30 protein-coding genes are annotated in these 25,261 nt (G+C 44.1%); 17 read left to right on the top strand and 13 right to left on the bottom strand.

What is annotated here, in order from left to right; genetic code table 11:
* Both WC841_04800 and WC841_04795 read left to right on the top strand, forming a co-directional pair.
* On the top strand, window positions 1-588 hold a 588-nt coding region (locus tag WC841_04800; GenBank protein MFA5828644.1), incomplete at its 5' end, for an amino acid--tRNA ligase-related protein.
* A 9-nt stretch (window positions 589-597) separates the two neighbouring features.
* Entirely contained in the window at window positions 598-765 is a 168-nt protein-coding gene (locus WC841_04795) for a hypothetical protein (protein MFA5828643.1), read from the top strand.
* Between the two features lie 2 nt (window positions 766-767).
* Here WC841_04795 and WC841_04790 read toward each other — a convergent pair whose 3' ends face one another.
* Window positions 768-2,015: a S41 family peptidase gene (locus tag WC841_04790; GenBank protein ID MFA5828642.1), complete on the bottom strand. Its 1,248-nt coding sequence runs from the start codon at window positions 2,013-2,015 to the stop codon at window positions 768-770.
* 9 nt (window positions 2,016-2,024) lie between these two features.
* Window positions 2,025-2,939, bottom strand: coding sequence for a hypothetical protein (locus WC841_04785; GenBank protein MFA5828641.1), 915 nt, complete (start codon window positions 2,937-2,939; stop codon window positions 2,025-2,027).
* 128 nt (window positions 2,940-3,067) lie between these two features.
* Between WC841_04785 and WC841_04780 the strand changes: the two genes are divergently transcribed.
* From WC841_04780 to WC841_04740, 9 genes are all read left to right on the top strand, one after another.
* Entirely contained in the window at window positions 3,068-3,949 is an 882-nt protein-coding gene (locus WC841_04780) for a sugar phosphate nucleotidyltransferase (GenBank protein MFA5828640.1), read from the top strand.
* A 15-nt stretch (window positions 3,950-3,964) separates the two neighbouring features.
* A complete protein-coding gene (locus WC841_04775) occupies window positions 3,965-4,846 on the top strand; it encodes a sugar phosphate nucleotidyltransferase (GenBank protein MFA5828639.1) in 882 nt (293 codons plus the stop codon).
* Window positions 4,847-5,062: 216 nt separating this feature from the next.
* Window positions 5,063-5,662: an LPXTG cell wall anchor domain-containing protein gene (locus WC841_04770; protein MFA5828638.1), complete on the top strand. Its 600-nt coding sequence runs from the start codon at window positions 5,063-5,065 to the stop codon at window positions 5,660-5,662.
* 167 nt (window positions 5,663-5,829) lie between these two features.
* The gene (locus WC841_04765) at window positions 5,830-6,081 is read left to right on the top strand and encodes a hypothetical protein (GenBank protein MFA5828637.1); all 252 of its coding nucleotides are present in this window, start codon (window positions 5,830-5,832) and stop codon (window positions 6,079-6,081) included.
* Between the two features lie 486 nt (window positions 6,082-6,567).
* On the top strand, window positions 6,568-7,242 hold the full coding sequence (locus WC841_04760) for a hypothetical protein (protein ID MFA5828636.1): 675 nt from the start codon (window positions 6,568-6,570) through the stop codon (window positions 7,240-7,242).
* Between the two features lie 197 nt (window positions 7,243-7,439).
* Complete coding sequence (locus WC841_04755; protein MFA5828635.1) at window positions 7,440-8,222, top strand: glycosyltransferase; 783 nt, start codon at window positions 7,440-7,442, stop codon at window positions 8,220-8,222.
* Entirely contained in the window at window positions 8,152-10,182 is a 2,031-nt protein-coding gene (locus WC841_04750) for a hypothetical protein (GenBank protein MFA5828634.1), read from the top strand. Before WC841_04755 ends, WC841_04750 begins: the two co-directional genes overlap by 71 nt.
* A gap of 14 nt (window positions 10,183-10,196) precedes the next feature.
* Window positions 10,197-11,429 carry a glycosyltransferase gene (locus tag WC841_04745; protein ID MFA5828633.1) on the top strand — a complete coding sequence of 411 codons (1,233 nt, stop codon included), beginning with the start codon at window positions 10,197-10,199 and terminating at the stop codon, window positions 11,427-11,429.
* Window positions 11,429-14,158: a hypothetical protein gene (locus WC841_04740; protein MFA5828632.1), complete on the top strand. Its 2,730-nt coding sequence runs from the start codon at window positions 11,429-11,431 to the stop codon at window positions 14,156-14,158. The genes WC841_04745 and WC841_04740 overlap by 1 nt, the downstream gene beginning before the upstream one ends.
* 3 nt (window positions 14,159-14,161) lie before the next feature.
* On the opposite strand, the gene glyA is transcribed toward WC841_04740, so the two are convergent.
* From glyA to dcd, 3 genes are read right to left on the bottom strand one after another with little or no spacing between them, the layout of a single operon-like run.
* Window positions 14,162-15,409 carry a serine hydroxymethyltransferase gene (gene glyA, locus WC841_04735; protein MFA5828631.1) on the bottom strand — a complete coding sequence of 416 codons (1,248 nt, stop codon included), beginning with the start codon at window positions 15,407-15,409 and terminating at the stop codon, window positions 14,162-14,164.
* A 20-nt stretch (window positions 15,410-15,429) separates the two neighbouring features.
* On the bottom strand, window positions 15,430-16,200 hold the full coding sequence (locus WC841_04730) for a hypothetical protein (protein MFA5828630.1): 771 nt from the start codon (window positions 16,198-16,200) through the stop codon (window positions 15,430-15,432).
* Entirely contained in the window at window positions 16,197-16,838 is a 642-nt protein-coding gene (gene dcd, locus WC841_04725) for a dCTP deaminase (protein MFA5828629.1), read from the bottom strand. The genes WC841_04730 and dcd overlap by 4 nt, the downstream gene beginning before the upstream one ends.
* A gap of 24 nt (window positions 16,839-16,862) precedes the next feature.
* Between dcd and WC841_04720 the strand changes: the two genes are divergently transcribed.
* Window positions 16,863-17,306 carry a deaminase gene (locus WC841_04720; protein ID MFA5828628.1) on the top strand — a complete coding sequence of 148 codons (444 nt, stop codon included), beginning with the start codon at window positions 16,863-16,865 and terminating at the stop codon, window positions 17,304-17,306.
* Here the strand turns inward: WC841_04720 and WC841_04715 are convergent.
* A complete protein-coding gene (locus WC841_04715; GenBank protein ID MFA5828627.1) occupies window positions 17,294-17,812 on the bottom strand; it encodes a dihydrofolate reductase family protein in 519 nt (172 codons plus the stop codon). The two genes, WC841_04720 and WC841_04715, sit on opposite strands and share 13 nt — an antisense overlap.
* On the bottom strand, window positions 17,809-18,648 hold the full coding sequence (locus WC841_04710) for a thymidylate synthase (protein MFA5828626.1): 840 nt from the start codon (window positions 18,646-18,648) through the stop codon (window positions 17,809-17,811). The genes WC841_04715 and WC841_04710 overlap by 4 nt, the downstream gene beginning before the upstream one ends.
* A 70-nt stretch (window positions 18,649-18,718) precedes the next feature.
* On the opposite strand from WC841_04710, the gene WC841_04705 reads away from it, so the two are divergent.
* Complete coding sequence (locus WC841_04705) at window positions 18,719-19,363, top strand: VTT domain-containing protein (protein MFA5828625.1); 645 nt, start codon at window positions 18,719-18,721, stop codon at window positions 19,361-19,363.
* 5 nt (window positions 19,364-19,368) lie between these two features.
* Here WC841_04705 and WC841_04700 read toward each other — a convergent pair whose 3' ends face one another.
* On the bottom strand, window positions 19,369-19,557 hold the full coding sequence (locus WC841_04700; GenBank protein MFA5828624.1) for a hypothetical protein: 189 nt from the start codon (window positions 19,555-19,557) through the stop codon (window positions 19,369-19,371).
* Window positions 19,558-19,636: 79 nt separating this feature from the next.
* Here WC841_04700 and WC841_04695 point away from each other — a divergent pair, with 79 nt between their 5' ends.
* Together WC841_04695 and WC841_04690 are read left to right on the top strand one after the other, a co-directional pair.
* On the top strand, window positions 19,637-20,380 hold the full coding sequence (locus WC841_04695; GenBank protein ID MFA5828623.1) for an SPFH domain-containing protein: 744 nt from the start codon (window positions 19,637-19,639) through the stop codon (window positions 20,378-20,380).
* Between the two features lie 48 nt (window positions 20,381-20,428).
* Window positions 20,429-20,938, top strand: a complete 510-nt coding sequence (locus tag WC841_04690) for a transposase (GenBank protein ID MFA5828622.1) — start codon at window positions 20,429-20,431, stop codon at window positions 20,936-20,938.
* A 114-nt stretch (window positions 20,939-21,052) separates the two neighbouring features.
* Here the strand turns inward: WC841_04690 and WC841_04685 are convergent, their stop codons facing one another.
* The gene (locus tag WC841_04685; protein ID MFA5828621.1) at window positions 21,053-21,265 is read right to left on the bottom strand and encodes a hypothetical protein; all 213 of its coding nucleotides are present in this window, start codon (window positions 21,263-21,265) and stop codon (window positions 21,053-21,055) included.
* A 196-nt stretch (window positions 21,266-21,461) separates the two neighbouring features.
* Between WC841_04685 and WC841_04680 the strand changes: the two genes are divergently transcribed.
* Window positions 21,462-21,716: a hypothetical protein gene (locus WC841_04680; GenBank protein ID MFA5828620.1), complete on the top strand. Its 255-nt coding sequence runs from the start codon at window positions 21,462-21,464 to the stop codon at window positions 21,714-21,716.
* Between the two features lie 234 nt (window positions 21,717-21,950).
* Here the strand turns inward: WC841_04680 and WC841_04675 are convergent, their stop codons facing one another.
* Window positions 21,951-22,775, bottom strand: a complete 825-nt coding sequence (locus WC841_04675) for a helix-turn-helix domain-containing protein (protein MFA5828619.1) — start codon at window positions 22,773-22,775, stop codon at window positions 21,951-21,953.
* Window positions 22,776-22,813: 38 nt separating this feature from the next.
* On the opposite strand from WC841_04675, the gene WC841_04670 reads away from it, so the two are divergent.
* Window positions 22,814-23,695, top strand: coding sequence for a DMT family transporter (locus WC841_04670; GenBank protein MFA5828618.1), 882 nt, complete (start codon window positions 22,814-22,816; stop codon window positions 23,693-23,695).
* A 15-nt stretch (window positions 23,696-23,710) separates the two neighbouring features.
* On the opposite strand, the gene WC841_04665 is transcribed toward WC841_04670, so the two are convergent.
* The 3 genes from WC841_04665 to WC841_04655 form a co-directional block, all read right to left on the bottom strand.
* The gene (locus WC841_04665; GenBank protein ID MFA5828617.1) at window positions 23,711-24,094 is read right to left on the bottom strand and encodes a hypothetical protein; all 384 of its coding nucleotides are present in this window, start codon (window positions 24,092-24,094) and stop codon (window positions 23,711-23,713) included.
* A 182-nt stretch (window positions 24,095-24,276) separates the two neighbouring features.
* Window positions 24,277-24,543, bottom strand: coding sequence for a hypothetical protein (locus WC841_04660; GenBank protein MFA5828616.1), 267 nt, complete (start codon window positions 24,541-24,543; stop codon window positions 24,277-24,279).
* A gap of 49 nt (window positions 24,544-24,592) precedes the next feature.
* Window positions 24,593-25,246, bottom strand: coding sequence for an orotidine 5'-phosphate decarboxylase / HUMPS family protein (locus tag WC841_04655; GenBank protein ID MFA5828615.1), 654 nt, complete (start codon window positions 25,244-25,246; stop codon window positions 24,593-24,595).
* Window positions 25,247-25,261: the final 15 nt, after the last annotated feature.

Here is a 25,261-nt window from a genome sequence, read left to right as displayed (position 1 = left end):
ATACTCAATTACCAAAATACCCCGATAGACCTTACTCCCCCCTGGCACCGTTTCACTCTTCAGCAACTTTTTTTAAAATATGCCAACATCGATCTTTCAAAAAATCTTACCCCAAAAAATATTATTAAGGCCGCCAAAGAAAAAGGCTACAACACTACCGGTATCACCACCTGGGAGCCGCTCTACACCCAAATCTTTATCAACGAAATCGAGCCCCATCTCCCCACCGACAAGCCGGTCTTTATTTTTGACTACCCCACCCAACTGTCGCCCCTGTGTTTGCCCTGTCCCGATACTCCCGATTTCTCCCAACGCTTTGAATTTTATATCGGTGGTATGGAAATCGGCAATGCCTATACCGAACTGACCGATGGCAAAATTATGAAAAAGAATTTTATTGCCGAATCCAGGTTCAGAAACACCCACCATCTTCCAAATCACCCCTACGATGACCGGTTTGTCACCGCTGTTTCAAAACTCCCCTCCTGCGCCGGTATCGGCCTTGGGGTAGACCGATTGTCCATGCTTTTTGCCAACACCCCCGATATCAGCGACGTGCTTTACTTTTCCACCCAAAAACTGTTATAAAATAAGCTTATGAAACCCACAAAAGAAGATATAAAAAATCCCCTTCCCGCTGTCCCAGTCAAAACGGCTCTTCCTCCACCGCCCAAAGCACCTAATGTTTTCAAACCAAATTTCAGCAACTTCAACAAAAACGTCCGCAGTGCTTCCTTTATGTCCAACAACCGCGGCCGAAGATAACTCTACTTACCCCAAACTTCTTCCACCGCATCTGTCAGTTCACCAAAATTAAAATACTGCATCAATTTCTCCTTCCACATTGTGTCGGCCATACTGATCACCGGCTCCACCCCCCTGCCCTCAATCGGCTGGCCATCATCCCTCAAAGTCAAACTATGCACCAAAAACACCGAAAATTTCTCCTCATCAGAGATTTGCTGCGTTAGGGGAATCACCCTTTCCACTGTTCCCCACCCTTTACTGCTCTCACCCATTAGCACTCCCACATTATATTTTTTTAGCGTTGCCGCCATCAACTCCGCCGTCGACTGGGTTCCCTTATTTATTAAAACCACTACTTTTTTAAACCTGACCAAGCCTGGTAGCCAACCCGTTTTTGTTTTGTAATCATCCTTGACCCCCTGATGGAAAAATTGATAGGCATACTGATCATTTCCGATAAACGGGCCCAAAAAATTCGGCAGTCCGTCAATCGCCCCACCCACATTGTCCCGTAAATCAACAATTAATGAATTAGCCTCTGTTTTGTCAGCCTTCTCCGTCACTCGTTTTAATTCATCAAAAGTTAACGGCGAAAACTTGGTAATGTGCATATAAAACACCTTGGGGCTCAACAGCTTATATTCAATTGTCGGCTCCGCCCCCGATACATCGTATACTTTTTTTGCCTCCGGATCAGACAAAACCTCATAGGCCTTTTGGGCCTCCGGTTTCTTTTTAAACGCCTCCGCTATCGCCGCCTCGCTTGCCTCCTTACCTACCCCTAATTCCTCGTATCTATCAACTGCCGGATTTTTGTTGTTTACATTGTCGCTCAGCGCCTTCTCCTCCTTGATTGTATATAGTCGGCTCCTTCCAAATGGTTCCAGGTTCGACAACACCATATCCGCCAAGGTTCCGCAAAACTGTTTCTTTTTGTCTTCGGTATCGTAGTTCTTCAACACCTCTTGGGTCACTTTCGTCACCGCCGCCCGGCTCTCGATCTTTCCTCCCACCGGCTGACTGGTAATTTTTTCGGTGGCCAGGGCAAACACTTTCGCCAGTTGCTCCTCAGTCAGTACGTTCCAATAGTTTTCCTTTATCACCGCAAACACTTCGTCCACAAACAAAACATATTTATCACTTTCAGGCTTTGAGACTCCAAGACTTTCAGACTTTGAGACTATCCTCTGGTTATAAAAATACCCCAAAACACCGCCCATTACAAAAACAACCATTACGGCCAACACTACTCCTAATTTCTTTGGCATATTCCCATTCTACTCCAAAGGTATCTCCTTAACTGCCTGCCTTAATTTTCTTTCTACTCTGACTTCGCCCCCGGATTCCCCGGTCTTCCGCTTTTCCTTATCGGGCATAGAAATTATAGTCTCTCCTCTCCCCAAGCTAAAATTTTGCACAAAAAATATCGATCCCACCGTAATCAAAATCGTATTAAAAAACAAAATATTTGTGTTGATTCTCTGCCCCCCCACATAATTCATCACCACCTGAATTATTAACCACTTCACCCAATACCACACCGCCGCCACAAACATCACCATCGGATAAAGCTCCTTTGAATTAAAATTTCCTCTCACCTTGTAAACCTTAAGTGCCATTCTAACCACAAAAACATACCAATAAACCTTTAACATCAAAAATATCACATATCCGGGAATCATCACCCACGGAAGTACCAAGTAAACCGTCTTCCCTCCGGCAATTATCTGGGGCAAATAGGTAGAAATCATGCTCCCAAGCTTATTCTTTGACAAACTAAAATTTAGCATCTCGGAGGGCTGTTCCAAAACATATTCCCCGTCCTGGCCAAGATACGATATATAGTTTTTCCCGGCAAATACCACCGGGTGACACAATTCATCATATTTCCCGCCACCTCCCGAAGCAATCACTTCCCTCAATGCTTCCGAATCAAAAACAATCCCGTCTCTGGTTTTATTATTAATAATCAGGCAATACGGATTTTCCCTATTAATCCTAAGTTTGCCCGCCTTCATCTCGATTACCGTATCATCGGCCACTGTATTCAAAAAACCATCCTCAATCAGCCCCGGCAGCTCCGAAAAAAATTTATCTACCCTGTCGGCCGGGAAATTTATGATGTACCAATCAACCAATACCGATACTACAATAAAACCCAATAACAAGACAAAAGCATTTTTAAACGCCACTTATTAAATATAGCATTTCTACCCACAATACTCTTGTAGTTTTATCAAAAATTTTTATGGTATGCTCAGGTAGTCCACAAAAAGCATCCCTTTGTTTCTGCTCCCATATTAATTTATTCCAAAAAAACATGTCAAAAATCACCAAAGCCGTTCTCGCCTGCGGAGGTTGGTCTACCCGTTTCCTTCCCGCCGTCAAAACCTTTGCCAAACAAATGGTCCCTATTTTGGACAAACCCCAGATCCACTATATTCTCGAAGAACTAGCCGGCGCCGGCATTACCGATATTTGTATTGTCCACCGTGAGGGCGAAGACAGCCTCAAAAAATATTTCACTCCCGATCTGGAGCTTGAAGCATATCTTCAGGAAACCGGAAAAGTTGCCGCTATGGCTTCATGGCATGAGCTTGTTTCCAAGTTCAATTCAATCCAGTTCCTACCTCAAACCAAAGATTTTCCCTACGGCAACGGTGTCCCGATTCTGGTTGCCAAAGATTTTATTGGCACCGATCCTTTTGTCTATTTATTCGCCGACGACCTTCACATCGAAGACACTCCCGGCACTTTTCTTTCTCAAATGATTGCCACCTACGAACAATACCAGCCTGCTGCGGTCGCTGCCGTCGAAGAAGTTCCCGCCCCCGAAATTGTCCGCTACGGGAGCGTAAAATATACTCCCGACCCCAAATATCCCCATCGTGCCTCTGCCATTTTCGAAAAACTCCCGGCTTCAGAAGCCCCGTCACTTTTTGGTGTCGGTGGACGTTTTGTTCTGTCGGCAAAATACATTGAAACTTTGCAAAACACCAAAACCTCCAAGGGAGAGCTCTGGTTAGCCGATGCCAACAATTATCTGGCCAAAAATGATGTTGTTTTAACCCAGGAGCTGCCGCACGGTGTTTGGATGACCACCGGTGATCCTCTTCGTTGGCTCAAGGCCAATATCACCATGGCCCTAAAGCACCCGGAATTCAAAGATAGCCTAATAGAATTTATGAAAAAATCACTTTAAAACTTTACCCCCACTATGACCAAAGTCACCAAAGCCATCATCGCCGCCGCCGGCCGGGGCACTCGTTTTTTACCGGTAGTTAAGGCCTATCCCAAAGAGCTTATTCCCCTCCTTTCCAAGCCCAACATCCAGCTTCTGGTCGAAGAAGCCATCGGCGCCGGTATCACCAACATCATGGTTGTTCAGCGCCAGGGCGAAACAGCAATTGAAAAATATTTCTCTCCCGACCCCGAGCTAGACCTTTATCTCACCGGCACCAACAAGCTCGATTACCTAGATAGCTTAAAACAAATCCGAAACTCCGCCAAACTTAGCTTTATTTTTCAAGACCCGAGTCTACCCTATGGCACCGGCTCTCCCATTCTGGCTTGCCGCCATTTCATCGGCTCCGACCCCTTCGTCTATATGTACGGTGATGATCTAACCGTCGAGTCCACTCCCGGCCAATATTTAAAAGAGCTCATCGAAATTTTTGAAAAATATCAACCGGCCTCACTTTTGGGCGGACAATATGTCTCCCGGGCAGAAATCGGTCGTTATGGCTCTATAAAATTTATCGACGATCCTATGTACCCTCAGCGGGTCTCCGCCGCTTTAGAAAAACTTCCCGGTGATCAGGCCCCCAGCACCTTTGCCCAAGGCGGCCGCTTTGTCGTTTCCGGAGCCAAAATATTCCCGGTTCTGGACAAACAAGGCCTGTCTAGGGAAAATGAGCTTTGGTTCACCGATGCCAACAATACCCTTGCCCAAACCGATGTCGTAATGGCCCAGGAGATCAAAAATGGTACCTGGATGACCACTGGCGACCCTCTCCGCTGGCTCAAAGCCAACATTGTCCTGGCTCTAAAACACCCCGACTACAAAGACGACCTTTCCGCCTTCCTCAAATCCCTCTAAAGTAACGCGGCAATCTTGTCCCAATCAAAATCCCTCTCGGCTTCGCCGCCTCTCCCTTTGACAAGGGAGACTTTAAAACTAGTGCCCCCTCCTTTACTCAAAGGAGGGGTTAGGGGTGGATTTTGATTTAATTCGTAATTGATTTATCATTTGACACCACATTTTTTGGATATATAATAACCCATATTATAATTTATTAATCATTTTAATAAACATATGAGGAAAAATATTGCCGCCTTTGTTCTTGCTCTGTTATTTTCTCTTAATTCCATTTCTCCAGTTCTTGCCGACGAAGAATACCGCAAAATCGAAGTCGACCTAAAAGCCAAAGGTTTTGCCGATTCTATCTGGGTAAACAACCTTGAACAGGACAAAGTCCTTTTTGGTCCGGGTGATAAATTCCAGGTTCAGATTACGGTCAAAAATTTGGGCAACCGTACTCAAACCCAAACAAAAGTAACCCAAACCCTTCCCTCGGTTTTGACCACCTCCGATCCCCTCACCTATACCATTCCGGAAATTAATCCCGGCAGCGAGGTTGTCAAGTACGTTACGGTCACCGTCAAAGACAAGCCTTTTGTCAACCAAGCCGTTACCAAAAGCGAAATCTCTGCCTATGCCAAAACCGAAATCGGTACCGAAGGCAAAGATTGGACCTACTTCTTTACCAACAACGGCACCAAAGAAATTCAAAAATCCTCCGACAACGGCGGTTTACCTGCCACCGGTACAAACCAATTAGTCTTGGGTACCACAATCGGTGTATCCCTGATTGGGATTGCCCTATTTGGTCGTAGATTCGCCCGAGGTTACTAAGCCACATATATTCTTAATCCGAAACTCCCCGCTTCATGCGGGGAGTTTTTATATCCCTATAACCTTTTTACAAATTACAGGTTACTGATTACCAATTACTGATTACAAAAATGTATCTTTTACTTCCCCCCTTGATATTATAGGATTCTCGTATTACAATATAGGTCATGAAATTAGAAACAATATTATCTTCTATATTAAAAACCGTTCTTGTCTTTGCCGGTTTATATCTGTTCTTTACTTCCTTTGTCACCCTCAAGGCACAACAGCTAAAAAATGATGCCGTCTCCGAATGTCTGAAAAGCTCAGGAACCTATGAATTCAATGACATCGAAAAAAATATCAAAAGCATCGCTCCACAAAAACAAATCTACGCTGTCTGTATGGCCGACAAAGGTTATGCCTCAACCTGGAAATAACCTACTAACCTATAACTTGACATAAAATTAGTTATAGGTTATAATATAGGCCGTAGACGCAGTTTATTTGAAGCACATTTAAAAATAGACAATAATTGTTAAAGGAGAGATGGGGAGTATGACGGGGCAACCCGACTTTGTACCCCCCAATTCTCCTTTGGCAGTTATCAACATCTACAAAGCGTAGATCAAGATTTCGCCAATTTGTTCTTTAAAAACCTAATTTCTTCATATCTCTCAAAATCTTTTTTGTTCTCCTTGGGCATCACTCTGGTGATACCGTTTTGGATATCAAATCAAAATCAACCTTCGTGGCTTTTGTAATTCGTAATTAATAATTCGTAATTCGTAATTGATTTGTATCCAGCACGGTATCACTAGTGTAGTGAATACATCTTATTGGGAGAATCCCAATCCAAAAGTAATGTTCAGAGCCAACTCACAAAGTGGGTCGGGCTATATTGTTCTGCCTTAAGGAGGCAAAAAATGACCGCAAGTCCCTTGGTGTATCGAAACCGTCTGCCGTTCTGGGTCTATGCGTTGATCGTCGTTCTCATTGGTGTAGCGGTGTGGGCCATTTGGTTCAGGACCCCCCCGGCCCCGGCTTTGACACTGGCGCAAAAGGTCGCCATCTCGTGCGATCGTAACCCGGCTCCGGACTCTGTGACGGTTGACGGCGCGACTTACCCGTGCTACACGGCCCCCGTCGTACCCGCGACACCCGTGCCCGTCGCACCTACCGCCGCTCCGGCCCTCGCCGAGCCCACGACCGTGCCCGCCGCCGCTCCGACCGCTGTGCCCGTCGCTCCGACCGCCGCTCCGGCCCAAGCCAATCCCATCTGGGATGGCAAGGACCCGCAAGGGAATACGGCTGGCGACATCGCCGACAAGCTCGGCATTCCCGTGAACCGCGTCCAGCGTCTCCAGACGAACCCGGCCGACAACGCCACCGTCCAGCCCGCCTGGAAAGTGCTCGCGGCGCGCGACGAAAGCGAAAAGTTCAAGTTCCCCCTTGGTGTCTTTACCGCGGGTAACGTGAACTTGTGGGACGGCGAAGCCGCCTGGACCTCGATCGCCGGTGAGCAACCGACCGTTGACAAGGGCGAGAAACCCTACAGCTCGGGCCTGACCTTCGGCGAAGCCACCATCTGGTGGAAGTAGCCTAAAAGGCCACCCACTCCCGGAGGAGATGCTGACATATGTCAATCTCCTCCGGGCCCGGCAGGAAAGAAAAAAAGAAAAAAGAAAGAAAAAAAAGAGAAAGAGAGAGAAGAAGAAATTAGGTTAGCGTCGTCCTATTGATGGACCTGATGAGTTCCGACTAAAATCGGAACGAAACGCTCCTCTACCCTACCCCCATGACCAAAACTATCGACTTTATCATTCCCGTCTACAACGAATCAATGCGTCTGAGTTCCACTGTTTCAGCCCTAAATTCTTTCGCCGCTCCAAAAGATCTCAAAGTAACCAAAGTTATCTTTATCAACGATGGTTCCACCGATAAGACTTTAGCCCTACTCAAATCCGCCAAAATCAAGTTTCCCAAAAAAATTGTTTCCTATCCAAAAAACATGGGCAAAGGTTTTGCCATCAAACAGGGTTTTTTGGCCGCCACCTCCGACTATGCCCTCTTCTTTGATGCCGACATGTCCACCCCCCTTTCCGAAATCAAAAAATTTATTCCTTTTATCAGTGCCAACACTTCCGTTATCCTTGGCACCCGCAAAAACGGTCATTCCACTGTTATCAAACATCAGCCATGGCTCCGTGAAAACTTAGGTAAATGTTTCACTCTTTTATCCCGAATAATTCTAAATACCAATGTAACTGATTTTACCTGTGGTTTTAAAGCTTTTAGTAAACCGGCCTATCAAACCATTGGCCGCCTTATGACCATCCCCCGTTGGGGCTTTGATAGTGAAATTATCTTTTTGGCTTCCCGTCTTAATTTTTCCATTGCTGAAAAGTCTGTCATCTGGGCCGACGAACCAAATACCAAAGTTCATCTCTTAAAAGACATCTTCCGCTCTTTATCGGAGTTGTTACAAATTCGTGTAAACTATTTTAAAGGTGTCTATCAACTTAAAGCAAAAAATTACAAGTCTCCTGGTCTGTGTTGTTGTCTCGCTTCTTTTAACTAAATTCTTCCAGCTCTCCCCCACCACCCGGGTTATCGGCGACGGCTACGACAGCTACGAATACCTGACCTTCCAAAATTTGGTCAAAGAAAACCTTTTGGCCTCCAAATATCCCCTTTCCCGCACCGACACCCTTCGCTACCCTTCCGGCTTTGACCTGAGTTACGGCTACGACGGTGCTTTCTCTACCTTTACCGGTGCCCTTATCAGCTTCTTTATCCCCCAACCCCTGGCCTACAATCTCACTCTCATCATAATTCTCACCTTAAACCTCTGGTGTTCATTTTTATTTTTTGTCAAACTTTCTCCGAACTTACCATCTGCCTTCATCTCCTCTCTCATTTTTGGCGGCTCCCCGTATGTTCTGGCCCGCCTGGGCTCCCACGCCAACCTGGCCTTTGTCGCCGGTTTTCCCCTTCTTGCTCAATCGATACTTTCCTTTATCAAAAAGATAAATCACCCCAAATCTTTTCGTCTAACCGACTTTCTTTACCCCATGCTTTCGGTTTTAATCATTGCTTTCGGCTCCCTTCAATACCTTCTGATTCTCCTTTACAGTTCAATTGTTATCATCCCTTTAATCTTTTTAATCTTTCCCCAACAATCTTTTGTTATTTTTAAACAATCAATTACTGTTATCTCAAAAAACATTCTTCGTTTTTTCTTCTCTACTCTTATCTTTTCCCTGATTTTCACTTTTTTCTATCAGGGTTATATTCGAGCCATCCTAACCGGTCAACTAGTTCACGACCCCGCAAAAATCACCCAATACCGACAATACGCCCAACCCGGTATCACCGATATAATTCTCATCAACAGCTACCAAAATTCAATTTGGTCAAAGTTCAATTCCTCTCCCCCTTCTATTGAAAAAGTCATCAGTCTGGGATTAATCGGCTGGATACTATTACTGATTTCCATCCTCAAAAAACCCTTTATTCGCTTCCGCCTAGTCATCCTTTTTTATTTTTTGTATTTCGCCCTTAGCGCTCTTGGCTTTTTCGCTTTACCCTTTTTTCCCGAAGGCGGGCGGCAAATAATTATTTTTTCGTTTTTGGCCGCCACCCTCCTTGCTCTCACCCCCTCCTTCTCCAAACCGTTATCCCTTTTCATTTTATTTCTCTTGATCATCGAGCGCTCCACCCTTTCGCCCATCTCCACCCCGATCCTGTCCCTGGCAGCTCGGGAACAAATTAACCGGCTTCCCGGCTTCGCCATTCTCAATCTTCCTACCTCAAAATATACCGCCTATTACAGCCATATCCCGGCTGTTACCAACAAAAAAATCGTCGACGGTTATTTTCACTATATGGCCGACAACCCCTCGGCCAACACCTTTCTCAGCCAAGACTTTCTCCGGCGCTTTATCTGCCAATCCGAAAAACCTCTTCCGGAAGACTACCAAATCACCCCGTCCGACTCTCAAGTCACCCTAGACCTACTCAAAAGCAATGGCATCAGAACAATAATGCTTCACAAAAACAGCAAATTCCTCTTCGACGAATGCACCGGGGTCCGGCAATGGTGGTACACTCTCTACCCCAAAACCGAAATTATTTCCACCCAAAATCAAAATCTTCAGGTAAAGAATTTTGAGTTTAACTCTTATCCAAAAATGTCCCTAAGATTTTTTGCCCAAGATCCGGGAGTTCTAACCATCCACGGCCTGTTAATTTACCCCAACATCCTAAATGATACCTATCTTTTGGACTCCGGCCTCTCTTCTTTTTACCCTACCTGGGAAAATGATCCCGGTGGTATCAAAACCACTTCCGACTTTCTCCATCACCAATCCCTTTCCGCCGGCGAATCCTTTTATATCCGATCAGACACCTTGCTCAACCAAACCGCTTATCTGACCGTCTGGTATACCTTCACCGGCGTTAAATCCTCTCCCTCCCCGGCTGCGCCCATTGAATTTGTATATGAAGATACCGATGTTCAAATTTACAAAATTAATTAATACTATACTTATATATGGCTAATCCGGATTTAGTAGTCGTTACTAGTTATCCCCCCCAGGGACAGGTTCACGGTAAGGGAACTGTTGGGGTTGCCTCCTATGCCAAAAATACTCTCTTGGCCATTTCGCGCCAAAAACCAAACATCCAAATCACCATTCTGGCCGAAATTCTTCCCAACCAACCTCTCGAGTACCGTGAAAACAATATTCATGTTGTCCGCTGCTGGCAAAGAAATTCTTTTCTGGCTTTTTTTCAAATCCTCAAAAAAATATCCCAAATTCCTACCACCAATACCCTAATCGAGTTTGAAATGGCCATGTTAGGAAGTCCTCTTCTAAACGTCTTTTTTCCCTTATTTCTTCTGATTCTCAAAGTCAGCGGCAAAATCACCACCGTAGTTCTCCATCAGGTTGTCCTCAATTTTAGTGAAATAAGCGGGCATATCGGCCAAAAAAAAGACAGTCCTCTCAACCCCATTCTTTCTTTCTTCGCCGCCGTTTTCTATAAACTGGTCATAAAAATTGCGGACCGGATTATCGTTTTTGAACAATTTCTCAAAGACCGCCTTGACCCTGATAACTCCAAAATTGTTATTATCCCCCACGGGGTTGAGCCCAAAAAACTCTATCTCAAACCGGAAAAATCATCCTCATTTACCATTACCACCTTCGGATTTTTAGCCTGGTACAAAGGCACCGACTGGATAGCCAAGACCTTCTCTGACTATCTTGACAAACATCCCAAATCCCGCCTCCGGCTGGTCATCGCCGGTGGCCCCAATCCAAACCACCTCGACAAAGAATACTACCAGGAATACCTAAAAAAGATCACCGTCTCTGCCGATAAACACCCGACGAGTATTGTCCAAACCGGCTTTGTCAACGAAAACGATATTATTAAATACTATTCCGAATCAGATCTTATTATTTTACCCTACCGGGTTGGTATGTCCTCTTCAGGCCCCCTCTCTCTGGCCTTTACCTACCACAAACCGTTCATGGTTTCCGCCCCCATCGCCCCGATTTTAAAAACCAAAGATATTGCCGATAGCTTCAAACTGTTCCATCTCAAAACAAATCAGGTTACCTTTTCGCTAAATTCCAAAAACTTTTTCCACCGTCTTTTAGCTCTCAAAAATTCCCCGGTCAAGCTCGACCACCTTTCTCTCTTGAGCCAAAAAATTTCCCAGTCACGCGCCTGGTCTCAAATTGGCAAAATGTATCTTAAAACCCTTATAATTGATTAATGTCCCTGGTTAAAAAATATTGGGCTCAGCTCCTCTTGTGCCTGATTCTGTTTCCTCTTTTAGCGGCCAATTTTTCGCCCGATACCTGGCTTAGTGGTTGGGACAATCTTCACCCCGAACTCAACCTCCCCGCCAACATCAAACGCTCCGTTTTTTCCGTCTGGCAGGAATACCAGGGTCTAGGACTATTAGCCGGCATGGCTCATGCCGCTGATCTCCCCCGGCAACTAATCCTTTTAATCCTTTCTCCCATAATTCCCACCCATCTTCTCCGTTATCTTTTTCACTTCAGCATGATCATCGCCGGATCTTTCGGCACCTTTTATCTAACAGCCTTTATTCTCAAGCCCCAAAAATCATCCCTCCCGTCCCTTTTGAGTTCCCTTTTCTACCTTCTCAACTTCGGATCGGTTCAATATCTCAATTTACCCTTTGAGCCATACACTACCTTTTGGGGCATGCTTCCCTGGCTCTTGTTGTCCCTTTTGATAGTCCTGGATCATCCCTCTCGCCGCCATTGGTTCATTTTTATCGCTGTCAACATTCTATCCATTCCCATGTCCTACGTTCAGACCATCTTCCTGGTCTATTTCATCAGCCTCTCTCTAGTCTTTCTATTTCATTTTCTCTCCACTCCATCTCACCATCGTTTTAAGGCTCTAAAGATCTACAGTTCTATTGCCCTGACCATATTTTTTCTAAACTCCTTTTGGCTGCTGCCAAACATTTTTTTCACCCTTACCAATATCTCTGTTACCCAAAATGCCATGATGAATCTAAAGGTTACTGATCAATTCATCGAACAAAACCAACACCGCGGCCATATAACTGACTTTTTGCTTCTCCAGGGCCAATACTACGATATAAAAGATTACCTTTCCGGAGTCCCCAAACCTCTCCTCGAAGTCTGGCATACTCATTTTTCCTCTTTTATCATCAGACTGGCTTCAATAATTCTTACCTTTACTTCACTCCTTGGTCTTTTCTCAAAAAATAAATACAAAAAAATATTTCTAGGGATCCTCCTCTTTTCCTGTGTGGGGCTTTTATCTGACACCCCTATTTTCAAGCAAGTTAATCTTTTTTTCAGATCAATCCCGGCTCTCAACCAGATTTTTAGAAACTCCTTTACCAAGCTCATCACCCCCGCTGTCCTTTCGCTTTCCGTGTCTTTCGGACTGGCAATTAATTTTTTAATTCACCGGTTTAGGCAAATTGGCCATACCACTACCCTACTTATTTTCCCCCTTCTGATCGCCGTCTCCTGGCCGTCATTTAAAGGCAACTTTATTCACCCCCGGATGAGAGCCAAAATCCCACCCTCTTATCTGGAATTGTTTCAATATTTCAAAGACATCGAACCATCCAAACGTATAATAAATCTCCCTCAATACAATTATTGGGGTTGGGAAAATTACAAATGGGGCCTTACCGGCTCTGGCTTCCTTTGGTACGGTATCGATCAGCCGATCCTTGACCGGGCTTTTGACGTCTGGAGCAGTGAATCGGAAAATTATTACTGGCAACTGCATCATGCTCTCATTACCAGAGATTCAAATCTTTTTGACAACATTCTCCTCAAATACAACATTTCCTACATTATTTTTGACGACACTATTTCCTTCCCTGATGCCGCCAACACCGGTCGTGTTCTCCGGGAAAACAAAGAACTAATCGAAAATTCAAAACTCATTTCTCTCAAAAAAAGCTTTGGCGATATCAACCTTTACAAAGTTAATCAAAGTCAGCTCCTTCCTCAAAATGTCGGCATCTTCAAAAACCTGTCCAATATCCAAAACCCGGAGCGTTTTTCCAATTTTGATCCGGGTTTCCAATCCTTTGGACCATATAAAACCGATTATTCAAAACCCTTTCAAGCCCAATTTCCCTTTGGCTCCCTCTTCACCGGCCGACCGGAAAATTATCCTTTCCGGTTTACCGAAGATCAAAACACCGTCTATTTAAACAATCCCCCTTACTCTGTCCAATTTACCCCTCAGTGGCTCGACTGCACCGGCTTTACTTCGGTTGTTACCGCTGTAAACACTGAAACGTCCGAATATTATTCCTGTGGCAATCTCGAAACCAAAAATGCTTACCTTCTCAAAATAAAAACCACCAATATCTCGGGGCGGCCATTCAATATTACCGTCTTTTCATCCCAAGACAACAAAATCTATATCGATAGCAAAATCAATCCGAATTTATCCGTCAACTACTTCTTCCTCCCTCCCATCTATGAGTTTGATAACGGAATCGGCATCAACTTTCGAAGCCTCTCCCTCTCCGATACTGCCAGTGTCAACCAAGTCGAATCCGCTCAAATATCTGTTGTTCCCTGGAATTATTTGATTACCCCCACGTCCAATCCTTCCGTCATCAGCCGACCAACTGTTTCCATCCCCAAAGTTCACCACCCGAATCAATCCTTTTACAAAATTTCTTTGGACAAACCACGTTCTGACTCCACTCTTTTTCTTGCCCAATCCTTTCACCCCGGTTGGCTTGCCTTTTATTTTAAATGTACGGGCAAACCGGTGTGTTTGCCCTATCCTATTTTTCTTCCCCATCTTTTAATCAACAACTGGGCCAACGGCTGGCAATTACAGGTTACCGATTACAGATTACCAGTTACCATTTATGTTTTCTTCTGGCCTCAACTCCTCCAATTCCTTGGTTTTGGATTATTTCTTATCCCCATCCTCAGGTTAATTAAGAGAAATTTCTGAATATCAAAACCTCTTCAAATACTCAACTATTTCCCCTTTTATTTTCTGTCTGTCTTCGCCCCCTATTACCCGAAAAATCCACTCAGATACTTTCTCAAAATCCGTCTCTTTAAATCCTCTTGTCGTCATCGCCGGTGTCCCCAGCCTAATTCCCGACGGCTTCATTGGCCCGGCCTCATCATGTGGCACCGTATTGGCATTGCAGATAATCCCCGCCTCTTCAAGCATTTCTGCTGTCTCTTTTCCTTTCCCCAACCCGATCTTCACCACCATCAAATGGTTCTCTGTTCCATAGACTTTCAGACTTTTAGACTTTAGACTTTGAGACAATGCCCCTGCATTTTTTACAACCTGACTAGCATATTCCCTAAATTCCACAGTGCCCGCCTCTCCGAAAGCCACTGCCATTGCCGCAATCTGATTTTCGTGCGGCCCGCCCTGCAATCCCGGAAACACCGCTTTGTCAATTCTCTTTGCCAGTTCCCCGTCTTTTTCTAGCCCTTTTTTAGTCACTCCGATAAACGCTCCTCTTGGCCCCCTCAAACTTTTGTGCGTCGTACTAGTCAGGACATGTACAAAAGGCACCGGGCTCGGGTGGACTCCGCCAACCACTAGCCCAACAATATGAGAAATATCGGCCACCAGCCATGCCCCCACCCTATCGGCGATTTGCCCAAATCTTTCCCAGTCCAAAATAAATGGATAAGCGGTTGTCCCCGCCATGATCATTTTTGGCCTGGTTTGATCTACTATTAAAGATAGTTTGTCATAGTCAATCCGTCCATCCGCCTCCACATCATATTGCACACTTTCAAAAAATTTACCCGAAAAGGTAATTTTTGGATGTCCGTGAGTTAAATGCCCTCCAGCTGATAATTTCAGGCCACAAATTTTATCCCCTCGCTCCAGTAGTGCCATCTGCACCGCCGAATTTGCCGGACTGCCCGAATACGGCTGGACGTTCAGATGTTCCACTCCCAATAACTTCTTGCCTCTTTCAATCGCCAAATTCTCGATTTCATCAACAATACTATTTCCCTGATAATACCGTCTGCCGGGATACCCCTCAGCATATTTATTAGTCAATACACTTCCCAAAGCCTCCCTCACCCCCTCGCTGGCAAAATTCTCACTGGGAATCAGGGCAATAGTATTCCTCTGCCTTTCCTCCTCTTTCTTAATCAAACTAAAAATACTATCTTGTTCGACTTTATACTTTCGACTTTTAGACTTTTGACTATGGTTATCCATTACTTAATTTTAACATTTCCCTATATTATTCCCACCTTTTTAACTTCTTCCAAAACCAACTTGTTTATTTTACTAATAGTTAATAACTTCCCATTTTTACAACAATTTATCTGCACCCAGGTTTTGTCAGCTGCAACCATTCTTAAATATTCGTCATACGCTCCTCTCTGGTGTTCAATACTTTTTTCAACCAAGTCCGCCCCCTTACCACCCACATAATTTCTCTCGGCCTTTTTTTTCACCAACTCAATGCTCACCTCCGGTTCAACCAACAACACTATTACCAGATCCGGTTTTAGAATTTTCATATCTTTCCAACCGGTATTCCAAAGCCAATCCCTGTATTTATTTTGAGCTTCTCCCTTTAACTTAGCCACTTGGTGAACGTTTGAAGTAAAATACCGATTTGAAATTACCAACCTACCACTATTAACCCATTTCTTAATTTGTTGACTTCCCCAATATTCGTCAATCATATATGGCAACACGGTCAAATAAGGGCTAATGTTTAGTGGGTTACCAAATTCACCAGTCAACATTCTTCCTATCAATTTACCCCAAATACTGGTTTCATAATGCGGATAGTCATCAGTTTTTACATCATATCCCTTATTCTCAAGATAATCTTCCAATAAACTAATTTGGATATTTTTAATACCCAACTCTGATACTCTATAACCCTTTTTTGTCAAAAAATCCTTGAGTAATCCACTCTGGACGGACTTCCCACTTCCGTCTGTCCCCTCAATTACAATAAACTTCCCTCTGGCCCTCTTTTTCTGACCACTCATTTCAAATCTATTTTATATTTTTCCTTTAACTCTCTTATTTTCCCGGCTTTTATTAATTCCGTTTCCTCCTGGTTTCTCTCCGGCAATACCCCCGCCGTTACGTCCTTACCATGATACCGGCTTTGGGCAATTTCTACTTCATTGTTAATTGAATAAAACACTATCTGGCAAAACCTTTCTCCCGGATACACTCTAATCACTTGGGTCCTGGTGTTATTCCTTACCGGAATTACCAAATTTCCCTCATACCCCGCATCCACAATTCCGGTCAAATCCAGAGACAACCCCCTCCGATTCACCGATGACCGCGGATACAACACCCCCATAATAGTCTTGGGCATTTTTATTTTCTCCAATGTTGACACTACTACATACTCTTCCGGCAAAATCTCAAAATATTGCCCCTCTTCCAAAACAATCACTTCAAACGAACTTTTCTTCTCTGTCCCCAGTCGATCCATATTTAATGCCACTCGTCCTTCCGACCCCAGACTCCACAATTTTGGTACCATAAAAGTCAACCCCAGTCGTAAATCTATCGAATGTCCCTGCAGCTGAAAACTATCCGCCGCCGGTACCAATGACAATTTTTCCTCTTTCATCAAAACTTCGATTTCCTCTTTGGTTAATACAGACATTCCAACCATGATAACATAATTATTATGGCTATTAGCTACCCTTATTTACCCCCCGGTAGACTTATCGAATATGTTCCCGCCAACCACCCCTTTATGCTTGCTGCCACTGCTCAAAAAAACTCAAAATCCTGTGTTAAACAGCCCACCGGTGCTATTGTGGTTAAAGACGAGCAGATAATCGGCCGTGGCAGTAACGCCGGCATTTCAGTCAAAGTTTGTCCGCGAGTCCAACAACATTACCCCACCGGGCAGGGTTACCATCTTTGTCGGGAAATTTGCCACCAAGAGGGGCACGCCGAAGTGATGGCCATCCAAAACGCCCTAAAAACCCATCACGACCCCACCGGCTCCGACCTCTACCTTGACGGCCACTGGTGGTGTTGTCAAAATTGTTGGGCTCATATTATCAAGCATAATATCCTTCACGTCTACCTTCGGGACGACTCATATCAAATCTACAGACGATAAATTAATTTGTATTTCACCACCACCCCATTGATTCCCAGCTTTTCTGATTCCAAAAGCTCTAACTCAACTTTTTCTTTTATCTTATTATCAAAAATCTCCAAGCCTTTTCCCAAAACCACCGGTATCACCGACAGCCAAATCTCATCAATCAATTTCTCTTTCAGAAATATGGTATTTATCTTCGCCCCCCCTCCGATTATCACCTCCTCATAGTTCCGATCGCTTAACTCTCTTATCGTCTCCCCCGGGCTTTTGTCTGAAAATTCAACCCGCCCTGCCACATCTTTGTACTTCGTCGGTTGCCGCGTCATCACCTTTATCAGCCTATCTTTCAATGGTTTCCCCAATACCTCATAGGCTTTTCTTCCCATTATTATTACTCCCGCTTTTTTGCTTACATCGGCAAACCATTTTTTATCCTCGCTTCCGGTCCATTTAAGCTCATCTGTCCCAGATTGGGCAATTTTTCCATCCACACTCACCGCATTCACCAAAATTATTTTCACAAAACTATCTGCAAACCATTAATTGGACTCATCGGCTTATATTGGCTTTTTATTTGCTCCACAATTTCTTCCGCCAAAGCCACCTGGGCGTCTTCAGCCCGCTTTAACCACTCTTTTTTGGGAGTCAACTTTATCTCCTCATGATCATTTTTCCGGCCGATTAGCTCTTTGGCCACTTCATAGTGAATATCGTAAACATGGGCATTGGAAATAGTATGAGTGTAAGTTCCCACTTCTACTCCCAATCTGGCCGCCAAAATACATTGTAGCAGGGCAAATCCACCCACGTCATGTGGGCATCCCAAGATCATATCGTTTGATCGAACAATATTGTGCATATTCAATTTGCCACCGATAATATTTACCACAAAGCAAAATGGGCAAGGCACATTTTTCTTATATCTCCCCCCCAAGCTCGACATCAGCCCGTCGTCAGCCGGATCCCAAGTTATCACCACTCCATGCCTCGAAGATGGTTGTTTTTCCAATAATTCCACCAGGCCCGCAATCTGATCACGGCCAAAATGATGCCGCCACCGATAACCATAAGCCGTACTTACTGCTCCATCGACATTAGTAAAATCATCCCAAATTTTGGTGAAATTATTTAAAAACTCCGACGGTCTTCGGCTCCCCATCAAAAACCAAATCTGTTCTGCCACAAAAATCCTTACCGGAATTCGTCTCAAGGTCAACACCGGAAATCCTGCCGTAATGGAAAAAGTCACCCCGGGCAACGCCTTGGTCTTGTGCCCTGTTCGCTCATTAATCTCTTCAATCCCCTTCTCCATTATTTCTCTCAAAGCCTGTTGATATTTCAAATCAAATTCTGTCATCTGTCCATTTTAACCGAATACCGTCTCAATTGCAGTTTACAGTTTGCCGTTTACAGTTTACAATCTTCCCATGACCCACATCCTCAACTCAATTCTTGACCTCATCAAAACCAACGCCCTCCTGGCCATGTTTGGCGGAGGTTTTATCGAACAAATCATCGTCCCCATTCCTTCTCCCATTATCACCATGGCCGGCGGCGCTTTAATCGTCGACAGAAACCTACCGATTTTTGAAGCCATCTGGCAAATCTTCAACAAAGTCACTCTTCCCTACACTATTGGCGCTACCCTTGGCACCAGTTTGGTTTATTTTATTGCCTTCTATGGCGGCAAACCCCTCATTGATAAATTTGGCAAATATATCGGTGTCAGCTGGAAGTTAATCGAAAAAATCAAAGCCGATTTTCAAAAAACAATCGCCGACGAGCTCTTTATCCTTGTCGCCTGCTCCATCCCGATTGTCCCCGTTTCGTTAATTACCGCCTTTTGCGGCGGTTTCAAAATCCCTCCCTCCAAATTTTATCCCATGGTTTTTGTGGCCTTGCTCATCAGAGCCACCATCCTGGGATTCATCGGCTTTGAGATGGGAGAAGCGTTTATTGGTCTGGCCCACGGGCTTGATAAAATCGAATCTCTCTTAACCGTTATCGGCGCCGGTTTAATGCTTGGCTTTCTTTTTCTCAAAAGAGAAAAATGGCTCAAGAAAAACGAATAAACCCTTTACCTGGTCGCCGGCATTTCCGCCTTGGTATGCCGTCTATTCCACATCCACACATCGGCAGCCACACCAACCGCCCCCAAAACAAACCCTCCTCTGCAAAACATGACAACGAAACCAGCTCCAACTACCAATTGAGCCACATCCACCACCCCATGATGAACCAAACCCCCCTCTTTTTTATCAGCCATACCTGATTCTACCACAAAAACCACGAAATAAGACCAAACCCCCATTGACCCCCGTGCCAACCTGCCATACAATATAACTATGGTACCAACATTAATTACAATCCTCATCGTCATTTATCTTCTGGCCAAATCAATCATCATAATAAACCAATATGAGCGGGGCATTGTCCTCACTCTCGGCACCTATTCCTACACCCTCAATCCGGGTTTAAAATTAGTCTTTCCCATTGTTCAGCGGGTTATAAAAGTCGACATCCGCATTACCACCGCCGACATCCCCCAACAGGAAGTAATTACCAAAGATAATGTCCCCGTCGGCATCAATGCCGTTGTTTACTTTCAGGTTATAAAACCCGAAGACGCTATTTTAAAAATCAAAGATTTTTCCTACGCTATTACCCAATACGCCCAAACTGCCCTCCGCGATGTTATCGGCGGGGTTGAGCTTGATGCTCTTTTAACCGAACGTCAAAAATTAAGCGATGAAATAAAAACTATAGTTGATCAGGAAACCACTGACTGGGGAGTTGACGTTACCGCTATAAAAATTCAGGACATTGAAGTCCCGGCCGATATGAAACGGGTTATGGCCAAACAGGCCGAAGCCGAACGTGAACGCCGCGCCACCATCATCAGAGCCAATGGTGAACTAACCGCCTCGGAAAACCTAAACAAGGCCATGAAAGGTTTATCCGAATCAGGCGCCATCTCTCTTCGTACTCTCCAAACCGTCGAAGCCACCATGGCCAACCCCTCAAACACTATTGTTTTCGCCCTCCCCATCGAAATTCTCGAAGGCTTCAAAAAATTGACCGGAAAATAAACATAGTCACCCATTTTTATGGGCGAATCATGATTCGCCCATACACTAATGGAAAATAAACGACACACAATCCGTCTATACCACCGAAATTACTCTCGACCTGGCTACTATTTTGTTACCATTGATACTTTTAAACATGAATTTATTTTTGGCGACATCAAGGATAATATATTTATATCCAACACCGTAGGAACAATTATTGATAAATGGATTAATTATCTTCCAACACGTTATCCCGAAATATACATCGATTGTTATCAACTAATGCCAAATCACATGCATTTAATTATTCTTATAAAAGGTAATTTTTTCGGAAAGACGATTTGTGTAAGGGCAAATTACGATTCGCCCACCCACAACCATCGCCAATTACTTCCTCAAGTTATTGGATATTTCAAAATGAACACTGCTAAAGAAATTATGGGAAAATCTTTGTTAAAAACAGAAAAAGTCTGGCTACGAAATTATTACGAACACATAATCAGAAACAAAAAAGAATTACTCGCCTACCGATACTACGTTAAAAATAATCCTAAAAACTGGTTTTTTAATAAATAAAATAAAAATTTGTGTATGGGCGATTCATGAATCGCCCACTTATACAAACACCATCGTCTTTGCCCTCCCCATCGAAATTCTCGAAGGCTTCAAAAAATTGACCGGAAAATAAACTTACCTTTGCCAGTCTCTGATCATTTCCCCTTCCCACCATCCAACAAAATTCCTAGTCGCAATTCCCGTCTGCCTTAATTCAAAGTCAACTCTCTGCCTTGCTTTCTCCACCGCAGGTTCAGAAAAATACCAAGGTACTCCCAAAACCACCTGCAACAAACCTGATACCGCATTAGTCATATTTATTACTCCCCCCAATTCTATTTTGGCCACTTCTTATTATAACTCCCCACAACCCCCGCTTCTCCATTATCGTTTATTGTTCTCATCAATCTCGCTTTCTTCCCCAAAATCCCAAAATAATTTATAGGTATAATCTAGACAAAAAAAATTTTGGAGAAGGATTGTCAGAAGTAAAATATTTATGATGGACATAACCCCAATATAGTAGTATCATCGACTTAAATTTATGAATCCAAACATAGAAAGATTGGCATTACAGATGATAAGAACCGGAAGAGAGTTTATAGAAACCGGTAGTGAAGATACTAGAAAACGATTTGGATCTTTGGCTGAATATAATCAAGCCACGGCAAGATTACGAGAAGCCCTATGCGACCCCCCGGCAGTAGTTTCATATCTTCAAGATTTAGGCAAACGACACAATGCTATAGCGGCAGGAGAAATAAAAGTGAGGGGAGTTAGACAGAAAACAACCTGGTAGGCAAAAATTAGCCAACAGAAATTTAATTTTATTTAATTTCTTTCAAAAGCTCCTCCACCAAACTCAAATCCCGCCATACCACTACAATATCGGCGTCATTAAAAACTGCCTTTTGACCGAACGTCAAAAATTAAGTGGTGAAATAAAAACCATTATTGACCGGGAAGCCACCGATTGGGGAGTTGATGTTACCGCTTTGCCCTCCCCATCGAGATTCTTGAAGGTTTTAAAAACTCACCGGCTCCCGATAACTTCTGCCGCTCCGTTACTGTTTTTAATCTCCATAATTTTGGCCTGGCTCCACAGGTTTTCAAAAATCTGTTTTTGCATTTCCACCATCGGCTCATTTATCATTTCCATGCAAAACACATCCTTTTTTTCCAGATAATGACATACTGCCATTATGTTGTTGTAGATAAATATATCCATTCTTACATCCACGATTTCTTTTGGAATATATCTCACCTGCCAATAGTTTTCCACCATTTCCACCACTTTGGTAAACGGCTCTATCAAAGTTTTATTGGTCAAAGTTCTGATCACTATTTTTCTTTTTACCAGCTCTTTTCTCAACTTCTCCGCCTCTTCCTGCGGAATATAGGCATCGGCCGTGGCTACCTCGTAGCTCAAAAACTCCCCCCGGGCATTTAGTAAATTCCAATTTACCTGCGACAGCCCCTTTTGTCCCCGATAATATAAAATCTTTGACCCCGCCACCCCGGCCATCGACCTCGTTTCCAACATTTCCACCAAATCTGGTAGATTCTTTCTTAAGCCCACCAATTCCCCTTCTCTTCGGGTTAGCTCCATTTGAAGCTTTAACGGTTCACTAGCCACAAATTTAAAGCCGCTGCTGGCTACCTGCGACACTACCATGCCGTTTTCAATTAGTCTGTCCAAAATTCTATACACTTTTGTCCTGGCCACCCCTAGCTCTCGGCTGATACCCAAAGCACTGGTAGAGCCCTTTTCCAACAAATATAGGTATATATTTGATTCTTCTTGGTCTAAGCCATAAGGTTTAAGCAGCTGATATATTTTGTCTGCTTGTTCGGACATCAGCTGTATTCTATCTCCCCTCAATCTTATAATCAACCATGACTCAAACCAAAGGCGCCGGTCTGATTGTTACTTCAGCCTTTTTTTATGCCACCTATGGCATTTGGTCCCGACTGATGTCGGCTAATTTTGGCGAGTTTTCCCAAGCCTGGACCCGGGCTTTAATTCTTCTGGTCTTTATCATTCTTTTAAACCATAAATTCAAATTTATCAAACCTCTTTCCCGCACCGATCTTCCCTGGTTGATCATTATTGCCCTGTCAGGTGGTCTTAATCAGGCGCCCTATTTTTATGGATTCAAATATCTGCCCATTGGTACCGCTACCTTGCTCTTTTATGCTTCTCTGGTCACCGGTGGATACCTTTTGGGAAAAGTCGCTTTTAAAGAAACTATCAATCTGATCAAACTCATTAGTCTCCTTTTGGCCTTTATCGGTATGTTTACCATTTACCGGTTTCAGCTCCAACCGGCCCAATATCTGCCTGCCCTACTGACTATTATCGCCGGCTTTATGGGCAGTGCCACCGTTATTCTTCCCAAAAAATTAGTCGGCAACTATCACGAATTCCAAATTATGATTGGCTATTTTTCCGTCGGTATAGTCGCCAATTTCCTCCTTGGCCTGATTTTTCACGATCCCCTGCCCGCTATAAACCTCTCCTTTCCGTGGTTGGCTCAATTCGCTTATGCCGCCGCCATGATCCTGGCAAACTGGGCGGCCATTATCGGTTATCGTCACTTTGACGCCAGTATCGGCAGCCTCTTGGGCCTGGCCGAAATTATCTTTGGCCTGCTTTTTGGCTTTATCTTTTTTCACGAAGCCCTCACCGTCACCACCCTCATCGGCACCTTTTTTATTCTTCTCTCGGCCATTCTGCCTCAACTTCTCAGACAAAATAAATCATTACATACCCAATAATTTTTTTTAATCAACTCATCCATTAGCTCCAGTATTAATACCCGGATTTTCCGCACTTTTTGGCAAGGAATTTAAATCAAACCCCGTCGGCGTAAATACTTGACGCCACACTCTGGAGATGTCCACATGTACCATATCCTTTGCTCCCAAAGATTGTCTGTACTTATCTTCATAATAACTGGATCGGCCAAGGTTCCCCATGACATCAGAACAAACCGCCGCCAATAACCTGGTACATATCCTTGAGGCCGAAAATTCCATCACATCAACCAGACCCAAATTCTGTCCCACCCGAATCTGGTCCATCTTTTCCTGCCATCTACCTACCGTCTGTATATCCCCTGCCTGAAGAAAATCCTTCGCATGAATCAATTCTTCAGCAATAATCCACCATACCAACTCCCAAGGTTCATCAAATATTACCTCCGCCCCATCCTCAGAAAAATTTCTTTTGCCTCCATCCGCGACATCTAATATTGCCGACTCGATAATTTCCCTCGATCGATTGATAACTATCGAACAGCCAGCTATGCCCGGATTTTCTTCGTCTTCTTGATAAATCGGATACGTTCTCGCCCATGTTACATTACGAACACCCCCTCTTTTTCAACAGCTATATGATCACCGAATAGAAACTCCACTCTCTGTATTTCATCATCTCTCAGACCTATCGTTTCCCCCACACAAGAAACTACGGCCAGTAGATCTCTCGCCTGCAAACCTCCAAAGCTGAAACTTTCAGATTGATCGGAAATAAACCTCATTCTTTCCGGCCACAACTGCCTCCCTTTTTTACTTCTCACCTCCTCTCCGAAGCGTAGATATAAACCAGATCTTTCTCGAGTCATATTGATATATAAAGTAATAGTGATTATACCAAACTCGCGTCTAAAGTGTTTACTTTACCTCTTTCAAAAACTCCTCTACCAAACTCAAATCCCGCCATACCACCACGATATCCGCATCATTAAAAATCGCCCTCTTAACCTCCCGTATCGTATCCCCGCCCGCAATTGAAATCATTACGTCAAAACTGCTTCTGATTTTGTTTATCTGAATATAGGGCACGGGCTTATCACGGTTAAAATCTTCCTCATCTACTCCCCGGTGCAATATCACTACATCCGGAAGCTTTTTAAGCCTCCTCAACACTTTCACCGGCGCCTCCACGTTCATCATATCCAGCATACTGTCTACTCCCAACTTCGCACACGAATCAACAAAACTGTTAATAGTTTCCAGTGGCGACTGGCCCAACGCCACTACTGCACTAGCTCCGGCTTCCCTGGCCATCATTACCTCCGTACTGCCCCGGTCCATTGTTTTCAAATCCGCCACCACATACGGAATTCCCTTCTGCCCCCACCACTTGGCCGCCCAGGCTGCCCGCACATCCCTTATTGCCGACAACCCATATCGTTTTATAAATGGCGTCCCCGCCTCAAGAATTACTCTTTCACTCACCGGCAATCTATCTATTACCCTCATCGCTTCATTAATTGTTGAGTTTAGGGCTACTTGCAAATATTTCTGTCGCCGATCAAGAATCATTAGCCAATGATACCA

This window comes from Candidatus Shapirobacteria bacterium, assembly GCA_041659325.1.
In the GTDB taxonomy this organism is placed as follows: domain Bacteria; phylum Patescibacteriota; class Microgenomatia; order UBA12405; family UBA12405; genus JBAZYN01.
Note: the sequence above shows the minus strand (reverse complement) of the source record. Positions and strands in the feature narration are given on the sequence as shown.